Origin of the sequence: Burkholderia sp. Bp8986 (assembly GCF_003854225.1) — a bacterium.
GTDB lineage: Bacteria > Pseudomonadota > Gammaproteobacteria > Burkholderiales > Burkholderiaceae > Burkholderia.
The window spans coordinates 61,542-74,839 of sequence record NZ_QTQM01000041.1 but is presented as its reverse complement, the minus strand read 5'-3'; the positions used below and the strand labels follow the sequence as shown (position 1 = coordinate 74,839).

9 protein-coding genes are annotated in these 13,298 nt (G+C 68.1%); all 9 read right to left on the bottom strand.

Features of this window, described 5'->3' with window-relative positions; translation table 11 throughout:
• Window positions 1-206: 206 nt before the first annotated feature.
• The gene (locus DID99_RS28535) at window positions 207-440 is read right to left on the bottom strand and encodes a flagellar transcriptional regulator FlhD (RefSeq protein ID WP_044846956.1); all 234 of its coding nucleotides are present in this window, start codon (window positions 438-440) and stop codon (window positions 207-209) included.
• A 215-nt stretch (window positions 441-655) separates the two neighbouring features.
• Window positions 656-5,137 carry a cellulose synthase subunit BcsC-related outer membrane protein gene (locus DID99_RS28530; RefSeq protein ID WP_124668001.1) on the bottom strand — a complete coding sequence of 1,494 codons (4,482 nt, stop codon included), beginning with the start codon at window positions 5,135-5,137 and terminating at the stop codon, window positions 656-658.
• 1 nt (window position 5,138) lies between these two features.
• Window positions 5,139-7,658, bottom strand: a complete 2,520-nt coding sequence (bcsB, locus tag DID99_RS28525; RefSeq protein WP_124668000.1) for a cellulose biosynthesis cyclic di-GMP-binding regulatory protein BcsB — start codon at window positions 7,656-7,658, stop codon at window positions 5,139-5,141.
• Window positions 7,659-7,673: 15 nt separating this feature from the next.
• Window positions 7,674-9,899: a UDP-forming cellulose synthase catalytic subunit gene (gene bcsA / locus DID99_RS28520; RefSeq protein WP_124667999.1), complete on the bottom strand. Its 2,226-nt coding sequence runs from the start codon at window positions 9,897-9,899 to the stop codon at window positions 7,674-7,676.
• A complete protein-coding gene (gene bcsQ / locus DID99_RS28515) occupies window positions 9,848-10,627 on the bottom strand; it encodes a cellulose biosynthesis protein BcsQ (protein WP_124489818.1) in 780 nt (259 codons plus the stop codon). The genes bcsA and bcsQ overlap by 52 nt, the downstream gene beginning before the upstream one ends.
• Window positions 10,624-11,049: a cellulose biosynthesis protein BcsP gene (gene bcsP, locus DID99_RS28510; RefSeq protein WP_124489819.1), complete on the bottom strand. Its 426-nt coding sequence runs from the start codon at window positions 11,047-11,049 to the stop codon at window positions 10,624-10,626. Before bcsP ends, bcsQ begins: the two co-directional genes overlap by 4 nt.
• Before the next feature lie 45 nt (window positions 11,050-11,094).
• Window positions 11,095-11,550 carry a cellulose biosynthesis protein BcsD gene (bcsD, locus tag DID99_RS28505; RefSeq protein WP_124668009.1) on the bottom strand — a complete coding sequence of 152 codons (456 nt, stop codon included), beginning with the start codon at window positions 11,548-11,550 and terminating at the stop codon, window positions 11,095-11,097.
• Between the two features lie 281 nt (window positions 11,551-11,831).
• Window positions 11,832-12,065 carry a flagellar transcriptional regulator FlhD gene (locus DID99_RS28500; RefSeq protein WP_124668008.1) on the bottom strand — a complete coding sequence of 78 codons (234 nt, stop codon included), beginning with the start codon at window positions 12,063-12,065 and terminating at the stop codon, window positions 11,832-11,834.
• Window positions 12,066-12,789: 724 nt separating this feature from the next.
• A complete protein-coding gene (locus DID99_RS28495) occupies window positions 12,790-12,987 on the bottom strand; it encodes a flagellar transcriptional regulator FlhD (RefSeq protein ID WP_124668007.1) in 198 nt (65 codons plus the stop codon).
• Window positions 12,988-13,298: the final 311 nt, after the last annotated feature.

Here is a 13,298-nt window from a genome sequence, read left to right as displayed (position 1 = left end):
CTTGCCGACCACACCGCGAATGTCATATGCCTTGAAGATGGATTGGGAGATCATCGATTCTCTCTGGGTTGCGTGCACGAAGCAGTCGGACCGTTGCGTGATCGCGCACTGCGTTCGGATTCAGGATGCCGTCACGGCGCGCGTACGTCCCTGCGTCCTGACGACGGCGCCGTTCCGATGTCATGGCGAACCGTCGCGCGACGAACTCACGCACAGCCTGGCGCGAACTCGTCGCGAAACTCGCAAAACAGCTTGCCGCGCGTGGCGAGGTGGTCGATCTGGGCCAGTGTCAGCGATGCGATGCGCGATGCCGTCATTTCCGAGACGCCGAGTTGTCGTGTGGCCTCGCTCCGGTTGACGAGGAGCAGCCACTTCGCAAGCATGAGATACGATCGATTGAATTCCGCGATCGCATCGGAAATGTCGTGTTGTTCGGCCATGGTCGGTCTTGAAGGGCCAGCGCGTGTGCTTTGCCGGTCGATTCGCTTCGACCCGGTGGTTCGGCACTCGCCGGATTTTCGATGACACACTGTACGTCGCGAACGCAGCGCCGGACCGACAAAGCTCTGAACGGATCCGCCAGCGCGCGCAGGCGCGCGTACCGTGGCGTGCACGTCAATTCGCGCGGCATCGCCACGGCGCGATGCGGATCCGTTCAGTCGGCGTCGGCGAGATACGGCGACGTGAACGCGCGCGGCGGGAACGCCGGCAGGCCGCCTTGCGGCGTAAAGCTGTAACGGAGATAGACGGCCGCCGTCCACTCGCGGTACTGATACGCATTGCCGAACGAAGCCGCTCCACCGACGGCCAGCTGCGGCGCGACCTGGTATTCGCCGCGCGCGGCGAGCGAATACGCGATGCCCGTCTTGCTGCGCGCGGGATACACGGCCCCCGCGTCCAGCCCTACCGCCTGGCTGGCGGCGGCATTCGCGGCCGCTTGCGCCTGCATGCCGGAATCGAGCGGGAAGTACGGCACCGCGTTCTGCCGGTAATGCTGCACGCCGAACGAACCGCTCAAATCGTACGCAAACGCGCCCGTTCGTCCCGCGTACTCGACCGGTATATTCAGGATCACGTATTGCTGCGGACTGAAATAGCCGCCCTGGCCGTACGTGAAATACGACTGGTTCTTGCTGAAGCGCATCCACGTCGCATTGACGCCCACGGTGAGCGTCCGGTCGGCGTCGCGCAGCAGGCGCGTATAGGCGCCGCCGCTGCCCTTGCCGGCGAAGTTGCGTTCGACGTGATGGCCGTCGTAGTAGTCGAACGCGCCCGCGACGTACGCGCCGCTGGTGCCGTCGTCCCAGCTCAGCGCGCCGCGCGCGCCGCTGCGCGTCACGCCGCCCCACTTGAGGCCGGCACTCGCATCGCGTGCGCCCGCGAACGACAGCAGGCTGTCGGTCACCGCGCGACGCGTGACGGCCAGCGAGTAGGCCGCCCGATCGGTGATCGCACCGTTGAAGCGCACGCCGCCGACCACATCCTGGTACGGAAACCCGACCGGCGTCGCGCCGATGTCGGCCTTCAATTGCTTGCCTTCGTAACCCAGGGAGAGACCGACGCCGCTCGCCGTTTCGGAACCCGGCGAGCCGCCGCCGGCCGACCTCGAGAGCCCCGCGCCGAACCGGGCGAGGGTCGGCACGTCGGTGGCCGAGTTGCCGCCGTCGAGCATGACCGGCGTGGCGGTCACGACGACGTGACCGTTGCCTGCCTTGATACGCCCTTCCAGCGGCGCCTCGATGTCGGTGAGGCCGGACAGCCCCGCCTCGCCCGTCCGGTTTCGGAACACGAGGCCGCCCGATGCCGTGCTGGCCTGCTCGCTGTTCACCTGGGCCAGTTCCGACGCGACGTCGAGCATCTGGGCGTTGGCGCCCGCGCCCGCATCCCGTTGCGGCGCACGGGCCACGGCCTCGCTTCCCGCATAGCCGGCCGGCGGCTGCGGGATATAGCGAGGCGGCGCATCGGCCTGCCCGTAGGCCGATGCAAGAACGGGCGCGCGCGCCGCGGCGACCTTCGTCCCGCCGCGGGCCGGCCGGCCCGGCCTCGCGCCCGACGCGGCCGCCGGCGAACCGGTCGCCGCCGCGGCCCGCGACGCGGGCGACATCGGCCACGGCGTGGCGACGTAGCCGGCACAGTCGTCGTTCGGATCGGACTGCGCCACGCATCCCGCGGACGCCCCCGCCGGCGGTACGTCCGCGGCAGGCTCCCGATAGGGCTGATAGGACTGGTAGGACTGATAGCGCCGCGCGGTCGCGGGCCCGCCCGACTCGCCCGCGCCGGCGGCGGCCGGGCCATAGCCGCCGGGATCGCCGGGATCGGGCGTGACCGCCTGCGGCGGCATGGCGGGCGGCACCATGCGCGCGGCCGGCACGGCGGACGGGGTGACGTAGGTCGCGGGCGGCGCGGGAGGCATCGTATAGGGCACGGTCGGAGCGGAAGAAGACGGGGTGGACCAGGAAGGCACGCCTGGCAGCGGCGATACCGCGGCCCCGAAGCCGGTCGACGGATGAACGACATCGACGGCGGTCTTGCCTTCGAACGGATTGGTACCGGGCAGCGGGTTCGCGCCGATGCGCCGCATCGCGTCTTCCCAGCCGCGCGGCACGTTCGATGGCGCCGTCTTGCTGCCCGGCGGCGGCGTATTGGCGGCCAGCAGCGAACGCTGCAGATACTGCGCGGCGAGCGAAAGATTCCCCTCCGCGCGATACAGCCGGCCGGTCGCGGCAAGCAAGCCCGGGTCGTCGGGCGCGATACGCAGCGCCGTGGCCGCGAACGCTTCACCGTCGCGCCATGCCTTCGCGCTGCTCGCCGCGTAGATCGCCGCGACCAGCAAGCCCGTATCGTCGGGCCGGCGGGCCAGCGCGACCCGATAGCATTTCAGCGCGTTCGGCGCGTCGCCGGCCGACGTGTACAGCCGCGCGAGCGCGGCCTGGAGTTCGGGACTGTCCGGCATCGCGGCCAGCCACGGCGCGATGACGGCGTAGCCGCCGGCGAGGTCGCCGGCCTGGCGCACCGCATCGGCCTGACGCACGACGATCTCGAGGTTCAGGCGTTCGAAGTCGCCGCGCTGCGCGGGCGACAGCGGCAGCGCGGCAAGCCGGCGCATCGCGTCGCCCAGCAGCGCATCGTTGCGCACGGTCAGCAGCGTCCGCGCGTACTGCAGCAGCAAATCGGCGTTGTCCGGCTCGCGGGCCAGCGCACGCTGCACGATCCAGAGCGCACGCGACGTGTCGCCGGCCGCCGCATAGCCCGCCGACAACTGCGCCGCGAGTCCCGGCACCGACTGGCCGATCCCCTCCGCGTCGTGCAGCACCCCGAGCGCCTGCGCGCGGCGGCCCTCACGCACCAGCCGTGTCGCGAGTGCCACCTGCTGGCCCACCCAGAGGCGGTGCTGCAACGTCGTCATCGCCGCCGTGCGTTGCGCGGGCGCGATGCGCTCCAGCCGCTGCAGCCCGAGGCTCCAGTCTTGCGTCTGCTCGGCCAGCAGCGCGCCGGCATAGAGTGCGTCGGTCATGTCGGGCCGTTCGGCCAGTAATCCGTCCATCATGCTGCGCGCCGACGCGATCGCGCCTTGCCGCACGTACACGCGCGCCAGATCCAGCCGCAGCCACGGATCGTCCGGATTGCCGGCGAGCGCGTCCTCGAACAGGCTGCGCGCCGTGCCCAGATCGCCGCGCGCTTCGGCTTGCCGCGCCTGCGCGGCCTCGGCCGTACGACGCAACCGGTCGAGGCCGCCGGCCTTCGACTGCTGCTCGGCGCTCAGTTGCGTCGCGAACTCCAACGCTTCGTCGCCGCGCCCCTGAGCGGCCAGTGCGCCGACCAGACCGCGTATCGCGTCCGGGTTGTCGGACTGACGCCGCAGCGCCATCCGGTACGCCTGCTCGGCGCCGCGCGCATCGCGATTCTCCAGCAGCGCGTCGCCGAGCATCACCTGCGCGGTGACGTTCGACGGATCCGCAAGAATCGCGCGTTCGAACAGCGCCTTCGCTCGCGCGAAGTCGCCGTTGCTTTGCGCGCCGAGCGCCTCGCTCGTGTACGACCAGTACGTCGCACTGCCGAGCGCCGAGCGCCAGCGCGCCGCATTCCCGCCTCGCGACGCGCGCTCCAGATCGCTGCGTGCCTGCGCGAAGTGCTCCTGCTTCAGCTCGACGATGCCGCGGCCGCCCAGCGCGTCGCTGTCGTTCGGCGACGTGGCGAGCACGGCATTGAAGCGGGCGCGCGCCGTGTCCAGATCGCCGCGTTCGAGTGCCGCAAAGCCATCCTCGATCGCGTGGCCGCGCGCTTCGTTCGAGGCGCTGCGTTGATCGCCCTCGCGCGCGGTTTGGTCCTGTCGCACCATGCTGTCGTAGCGCGCCTTGACCGGCGGATCGTCGGGCACCACCTTCAGATAGGCGAGGTAGCGCGCCTGATCCGACGGCCTGGCCGCGAGCCAGAGCAGCGCCTGGCGCCAGCTCTCGCGCGCCGCCTTCCCGACTTTCGCGTCGGCGGACAACGACTCGAGCCGCGCGATGCCGTCGCGGCGCGTCGCGTCGCGATAGGTCAGGTGCTGCGCATACGCGAGTGCGTAGCGCGGATCGTCGGGGTTGTCACGCGCGAGACGCTCCAGGCCGCGGCGGGCTTCGGCCCATCCGCTCGGCGTCGCCGCGAGCGCCTGGAAGTACTCGAGCTGCAGCGCGGGCGACGACGGCGCGCCTTGCAGCGCGCGCTGATACTGTTGCGCGGCCAGCGCGCTCTGCCCCGTCTGCGCGAGGCGGCGCGCGTCGCTGATCTCGCCGTCGCGCACGCTCGTCTCGCCCAGACGCTGGCCCAGCTCGTCGGTCCGCGCGAAGCCGGGCGCGATCCGGCGCAACTGTTCCAGGTAGCGGCGCGCACCGTCGACGTCCTTGCGGTCGGCGAGCACCATGCCCATGCCGAACAGCGCGTCGGGCTGATTCGGATCGACGCCCAGCACCTTCTTCCAGGCCTGCGCCGCGAGGTCGCCCCGGCCATGCGCCTGCCAGTATCGCCCCTGATCGACGAGTACCTTCAGCGGGTCGCTGCCGGCCGCCGCCGCGTGCGGCAGTGCCAGCGCGAGCAGCAGACTCGCGACACCGCCCGCGCGGGCGGCGCCGAGCCCGCGTAACCGTCGGTTTCGCATGTCACTCCTTCAGCCGGCGCGCCGCACGCGCACGCAGCAGACGATAGAAGAGCGCCGCCGCGACGAACGCGGCCAGCACGCTGAACAGCGCAAGCAGCAGCGGACGCCCCGACAGAAACCAGCGCAGGTACGTGAGCGGCGGCAGCGCACCGACGTGATACGACGTTTCGTTCGACGTCACCGTGACGGTGCGATCGCGAATCACGACCATCGCGCCCTGGACCGACGTGAGCATGTCGTCGTCGAGCAGTGCGCGGCCGAGCGCCTCGTCCGCCTGCCCGCTCGCGCTGATCAACGCGACGGCGCTGCGCGTCTTGCGCAACGGCGACTCGAAGCCGGCGATCAGCGCGCGCGTGCCGTCCGAGACGATCGACAGGCCGGCGCGCACGCGTTCGCGCTCGGCGCCAGGCGACGGCGCCGCCTCGGCGCCGCCGACCAGGCCACCGAACCGGCCACCGAACAGGCCGCCGAACAGGCCGCCGTCGCGATCCGTGCCGAACGGCATGCGCGCCGCCCAGCGGGTCAGCAACGGCTGGGTGTCCGGCGCGCCGAGAATCAGCAGATCCTTGGACGCGAACGCGCCGACACCGGCGGCGTCGGTCACCGTCACACCGCTGACCGGATAGCCCGTCGACACGCCCATGCGCCCCATCGCGAGCAGGTACAGGCCGTAGACGTCCGCGCCCGGCTCGGCGGGCAGCACGACGGCCGTGTCCGACAGGTCGGCCATCCGCGTGAACGGAAAGCCGCTGTTCGCAAACGCGGCGAGGTCGGGCAGCGCCTTGTAGTGCGGAAACGACGACACGTCGATCGTCGAGTCCGGGTCGATCGAACCCGCGACGTTCTGCAGCAGCCGCCCCGTGCATCGGCCCATATCCGGGATCTCGTAGAAGAAGTGCAGCTGCAACGGCGTGCGCGGCGTGAGCAGCAGCGGCGGCACGTGCAGCGTCGCGCGGTCGATACCGTTGGCGACGAACGGCAGGTAGCGGCTCAGGCTCCAGCGCGACGTTTCCCGTGCCGGGATCGGCAGCGCCTTCACGAACGTGTCGCCGACGCTCAGGTTGAGCGACGAACGGTCCGCGCGCAGCGTCGGCGTGTAGCGATAACGCAGGTCGATCGGCGCGCCGCGCGTATCCCAGGTGAACAGATCGGGGGCGACGCGCAGATCGATCCGGACGGCGCCCGCGTCGTAGCCGGACACGCTGAGCGCGCGCCCCTCGGCCAGTTCGCCGAGCCGCACCGGGCGCGTCGACGACAGCCAGTTCGGCGCGTCGTACGGCACGCGCGGCGCGACGTTCTCGAGCCGGCTCACCGTGGCATGCGTACCCGCGAGCGTCTTGCTGCCGAGCACGAGCGTGAGCGCGGCGACCTTCACTTCGTCCGGCGTGCGACCGAGCACCAGCAGCAGCTGGCCGTGAGCCGGCGCCTGCCGCTCGACGACGGCGAGCGTCGGTCCGTCGATCGCCGGCAGCGTCACACCGTCCAGACGATCGTCGGCCGTCGCGAATACCACCGCATTGCCCGATTCAGGCAGGCCGCCGGGGCGGGCCGGAAACCGCGCGCCGCGATACGAGGCCAGCGCGCCGAACCACGACGCGACGATGCCCGCCGCTTCCAGCGTCTCCCGCGGCGCTCGCGCGGCGAATGCGAACGGCAGCTCGAGCCGCCGGACGTCCCGCGAATCGAAGAACGGCGCGGGCAGGACGCCGAGTTCCGGCCGCTCCGGCAACGCCGCGTAGGTCAGCTCGAGCCGGCTCGCGTTGCTCACCGTCGCCCACAGCGACGAGTTGGCGGGATCCTCGCAGTCTTTCGTGTAATGACCGATCAACTGAATGTTCAGATGGTTGTACTCGGTGACGAAGCGCGGATCGATCGACACGTCGCGCGCAACCGTCATGCCGGCTTGAGCGGCCGGCAACGGCAGCGTCGCCGCCACTTCGCCGTTGATCAGCACCTTGAGCTGCGACAGATCCGGCAGCAGCGCGGGCGAGTAGCTGTAGACCAGATGCAGCGTCGCGCCCATGACGACCTCGTCGCGCCGGACGGAGAACGCGATGCCGTTCTGGCCGTCGGTGCCCCGCAGCTGCAGCGGATCGCGTGCCCCGAGATCCGCGAACGTCAATGCCTGGCGCCGGCCGCCGGGCACGAGCGTGCCGGGCTCGGCCGTGGTCGGCAGCGTGCCGAAGCGGCGGCGCGCGGCGTCGGCCGCCGGCACCGGCTCGGCGAGCGGCGCGGGTCGCGCCGTGGCGGGCCCGACGGCCATGGCCGGCGACGGCGGCGCCGTATCGCCCGACGACATCGCGCCGTCCGCCGCCCGCATCGCGCCGGGTGCCTGCGTCCCGGCGGCCGCGGCCCAGCTGCCCGATGCGATGCCGCCCGCCATTGCCCAGAGCAGTAGCGACACCATCCTGCGCGACACGCGCGCATACCGGCCGACACGTGCAGGAACCGCGACAACCGCGCCCTGCGAAATGCACGCCTCGCGGCGCGTGCTGCCGCGCTGTCGCGACGCCCACGTCATTCTTTCCGCCTCATGCTATTTTTTTTCGTTGCTGCGGCCGCCACGCGCGTACACGCGCAGGTCCGCGTACAGGCGCGCGATCAGGCGAAGCAAGCCCTGCACGCCGACCTTCAACAGATGCAGGAACGCACGCAGCGGCGAATCGGGACGGCGGCCGTCCGTCCAGTCGATCCATGCGTCGGCTCGGGCAAAGGTCGAACTGACGAGATCGAACTCCTGCTGCTGCGACAGGCTCTCGAACCGGATGCCGACGCGCCCCGGTTCGACGTATTCGACCGTCGCGGGAAATGCGTACTCTTCGATACCGCGAAACAGCGATACCGTCACCGGTTCGCCACGCGGAATGCGCGCATCGTCGGGGACTGCCACGCCGATCCCGCCCTCCGAGTAGTCACGCGTTTCGCATGCCAGCGTCCGGCCATTCGCGAAGCGCAGCATGACCGGAATCCGCGCCGCGACACGATGGGACACGCGTACCTGCCGGCGCTCGTTCGCCGCCGCGACGGCGAGCCCCAGAATCAGGATGTTGTAGGTCGTCCATGCCAGGTTGAACGCCGTCGTCTGGACTTCGCTGCCGACATGACGGTTGAGCGACAGGTTCAGGACGCCCACCGCGAGGCCGATCGCGTTCAGGACCACCAGGCTCAGATACGGTTTCGACACTGCCCAGTCGAAGTAGCCGCGGTCGATGCGTCCGCCCTTGGCCGTCACGTTGAACTTGCCCAGCCGGGGATTGATCAGCGCAAGCATCGTCGGCAGCGCGATGTACGACGCGAGCACGGCTTCGTAGACTTCGGCCCAGAACGAATGCCGGAAGCGGCCCTGCATCCGCGAGTTCGTCACGTTTGCATGGATGACGTGCGGCAGCGCATAGAGCGCAAGCATCGTGGCCGGGGCATGGATCACATGTGCGTCGAAGAACAGGAACGACAGCGGCGCGGTCAGGAACACGAGCCGCGGGATCCCGTAGAAAAAATGCATCATCGCGTTCAGGTAGCACAGCCGCTGGCTCAGCGTCAGTCCGCGCCCGAACAGCGGGTTGTCGATGCGGAATATCTGCGTCATGCCGCGCGCCCAGCGGATGCGCTGGCCGATGTGCCCGGTCAGGCTCTCGGTGGCCAGCCCCGCCGCCTGCGGTATCGCAAGATAGGCCGTCGTATAGCCGCGGCGATGCAGCTTGAGCGCGGTGTGCGCATCCTCGGTCACCGTCTCCGTCGCGATGCCGCCGATCTCCTCCACCATCGAGCGGCGCATCAGCGCGCACGATCCGCAGAAAAACGTCGCGTTCCAGAGATCGTTGCCGTCCTGCACCAGTCCGTAGAACAGTTCGCCTTCGTTCGGCACCTTTCTGAAAATGCCGAGGTTGCGCTCGAACGGGTCCGGCGAAAAGAAGTGATGCGGCGTCTGCAGCATCGACAGCTTCGGATCCCGAATGAACCAGCCTAGACAGATCTGCAGGAACGAGCGCGTCGGCACATGATCGCAATCGAAGATCGCGATGTATTCGCCGTCGGTGATCTTCAACGCTTCGTTGAGGTTGCCGGCCTTGGCATGGCGATTGTGATCGCGAATCGTCCAGTGCACGCCGACCGACTCGCAGAACGCGCGGAATTCCGGGCGACGTCCGTCGTCCAGCACGTGGATCGACAGCTTGTCGGCCGGGTAATCCAGCGCGAGCGCCGCGTAGATGGTCGGCTTGACGACGCTCAACGGTTCGTTGTACGTCGGAATGAACACGTCGACGCTCGGCCAATGCGCACGCGACGCGGGCAACGGCAGCGGCTTGCGCCCGAGCGGCCACGCGGTCTGGAAGTAGCCGAGGATCAGCACCGCCGCCGCATAGACTTCGGCCGCCGCGAGCAGCGTGCCCCACACCGCGTCGAGCGGATGCGACCACACCAGCGTGCCGGACAATCTCCAATACATGTACCGGCCGGTGGCCACCACCGACAGCACGATCATCACGAGCGTCGCATAGCGTCCGCCCAGGCGACGGACCACCAGCGAACAGGCGATGCAGCAGGTGGCGAACACGAGCTGCCCGATCGCGTCGAGCGGCACCGTACACACGAAATACAGCGCCAGCAGCGTGCATGCGGCCACCGGCAGCGCGACGAACCAGCCGCTCCCGGGCAATGCATCGACGAACCGGTCGACCGCCGACGGCCGCGCGACCTCCCCGCGGGCGCTCAAGCGATGCTCCGCGCGGTGTCGCGCCGATCGAGCACGCGCTCGAGCCATGCACCGCACGCGTTCAGATCGGCGGCGGCCTGCGAACGCGGGTCGTAGCGATTCACGGTCGTCCGGGACGCGAGCGATTCCGCGACTCCTTCATCGCGGTGAATCACGCCGCCGAACCGGGCCGCGCCGAGGCTGTCGCACAGCACGCGCAGCACATCGCGGCCCAGCTCGCGCGACTGATCGACCTGATTGACCACGTAGCCGTCGCCCACGAAATCCGCGCGGCTCGCGGCATACGCGTCGAGCATCCGCCGCATCTGCGGAATCGTTGCGTACGAGGCCGCATCGGCGAGCACGACCTTGAGCACGAAATGCGCGGCCGTCAGCGCGGCGCGCATGTATACCGAGGTGCCCGGCGGCGTATCGATGATCACGATGTCGTCGTCGCCGAGCCCGAGCGCGGCAAGCCCGTGCGCGAGCCACGATGGATCGCGGTCGAGCAGCCGCTCGAAGCGGCGTTGATCCGTTTCGCTGACCAGGCCGAACGGAAACACCGTGATCCCGTCGACGACCACGGCCGGCCAGTTCAGCCTGTCGAGCGCGGCATGGGCGAGCCCGTCGGTCATGTCGAGCGGCACGCCGAAATGCAGCTTCAGCGCATTCTGCGGATCGAGATCCACCACGCTCACGCGCCGGCGCCGCGACGCCGCCAACACGGCCGCGAGATTCGCCGCCAGCGTCGTCTTGCCGACGCCGCCCTTTGCCGAAGCGATCGCGACGATTTTCATGAGCGGCCGGTCCACACCGATGGCTTCTTCGGCGCCTCTCCCGTCGGCTCCGTGCGCAGCCGCTCGAACAACCGAACCAGCGGCTGTGACGGACCTTGCGTGTCCGTGCCATCCGATGCCGCCGGCCTGCCGACCAGCTTCTTCAGCGTGCCGGATGCTGGTTCCCGCCCGCCGTTATCCTGCGCGGACGCAGGCAACGCACGCGTGTCGGCCAGTACGATTTTGCGCAGGCTATCCGCGCTGTCCGGCGACCCTGCGCCCGGCTGCCCCTGCGACGCGCTCGCGCGCAATTCGACACCGCCGAGCAGCGGCCAACGCGCGCGGGCCACTTCGGCATCCGCTTCCGCACGTACTTCGTGATAGCGTCCGGCATCGCCGCCAAAACGCTTGAACAACGATTCGATATCCCGTGAAGTCGACATAGCGTGCCCATTGGTTGTCGCGAAAGTTCCGGCCGGCCCGGTCGCTCAGTTCTTTGCGCGCGCAACACGCAGCTCGATCCGCGAGTCGTCCGGCGGCGCGACGTCCTGCGTCACGCGCAAACCGGTCGCGCCGACACTGTCGAACCAGCCCTGATACGCGCCTTCGAGGAAGGCGGAAGACCATGCGAGACAGCCGTCGCCGAACGCGCGCAACGGCGCGGCGTAATGAACGATGCGCAGGAAATCGTGTTCGTCGGACAGTTCGGCGTAACCCCACTGCATGTCGCGCCAGCGGGCATTCAATGCATCCGCGAGATCGTCCGTCGATTCGCAAGGGCCAAGTGGATGCGCGGCTGCGAAGCGCATGCCGATGCGCGCCATCAATTGCCTCAGCTCGTCCCGATCGAGCTGATCGGTGAATTCACCGGCCAATGCCTCCAGGAAGCCGCGCCATTGGATCGATACTTGGCGCTCGAGTAGATGCTCCAACATTCCCTGCATGGACGACGAATCCCCGGTGAAAGACAATTATCGGCGTGGCCGCATCGTGTGCTTCGCGTGCGGACATCGTGGCAACAGCGTTTTTGCGCATCGTAGCGAATCCAATTAGACGAATGGGATTCGATATCTAGCCGAAAAACGCCAAACTATCGGCCACTGCCGACAATTGACGGCTGCGGCCTCGGCGGCAGCCGAGCTGCGATCGGTCGCGGACATGCAAGCCGGTATACGGCCAGGCTCGTGCGCGGCGCGACGCATGAAACGTTGGAAAGGTTGCCGTATCAGGCCCGGCCGGGCGAGGATTCCGCGCGGAATTCGCAGAACAGTTCGCGACGCTCGGCGAGTTCGTCGATCTGTGCCGGCGTCAATGCGGCGACGATCGCAGCCGTCTCATCCGACATGCCCAGTTGTTGTTTCGCCGCTTCGCGATCCGCTTGCAGCAAGCGCTGGGCAAGCGTCAGATACGAACGGTTGAATTCCGCAATCGCGTCGAAGATGTCGTCCTGTTCGGGCATGGGCGTTCCTGATTTTGGACGGTGATTGCATTCAGCCGGCCGCAGCGCGCGTATTGGCAATACGCGGAGTTTCGGCCCCGCACTCTACGTGTCGCGCACGGCGACGAGCGGACAAAACCTAGCGGTAATCCGCCACCTCGCGGGTTGCCCGTATTTCCGTTCGTGAAAGCACGACACGACAGACCGGCGACATGCGGTTCGGCAAAGTCGCGTGAAGATCGCCGGCCCACCCAAATCCTTGCCGGAACGAGCAGCGCCGCCGGCAGATGCCTGCTATGCAGCCCGTATCACGCGCTCGCGCCAGAAATCCCCGCGGGCGCCGAAAATCTTGCTGCACCATTTGGTACCGTCCCAATACACGGGAAAGCCGTATGGATGTCCCGGCCATCGGCCCTCACACCACATCGGTTGCGCGGGAGGATCGGTGCATGGAAGCCAGACACCGGCCCAGCCGGTGCGCTGCCGTTGTTCGGATATCGTCATGGTGTCTATGGTCGAATGCGTCATGGTGACTCCACTTTCGCCCTTCTGTTTGGCAATTGCGTTTCAACGCTAAATATATTTCGTTCGGTTCTTTTTCTTCCTTCGCATATAGCGGGACCGTGGCGCGTTTTCGTCCACGCATGCCGGAAACTCGACGGCTCCCGGCAGCGGGGCCACCATCGCAATCCGGCCCGCACATTTGCCAGCAGGTGTTGCGACGAGACGACGCCAGCGTTGCCAGCTACGGCTGCGATTCGCGGCCGACCAGCGCTTCGATCTCGGTTGGCGTCAGCGCGATGATCCGTGACGCGATCTGATTCGAGATGCCCAACTCGCGTGCCGCGACCTCGCAATCGATCTTCAACATCTGCTGCATCAGTTCGAGATAGGCAGGATCGAGTGCGCCCAACGCCCGGCAAATATCATCCTCTTCCGTCATCACGCTCTCCTAAAGACATGCCCGTGAACGCGATGCATCGGCACACACTCGCATCTGCAAAAATCCGACCGGGTTCCGGGCTTTCGCTTCGAACCGCATCCCAACCAAGCGAACGCCTGTCGACAAACGACAGCCGTCATCCGCTATATAACGCCGAGCCGGCCATTTGCACACTGTTTCAAAATAATTCTTGCGCCAACGTATGGTTTCGCAATCAACCTGTCGGATTCGTCCAAGATTCAGTCGCCGCTTTATTTCAGAACACATTAGGATTTCCCGAATCGCACGTGCGCGGCCGGGCAATTGCGTCC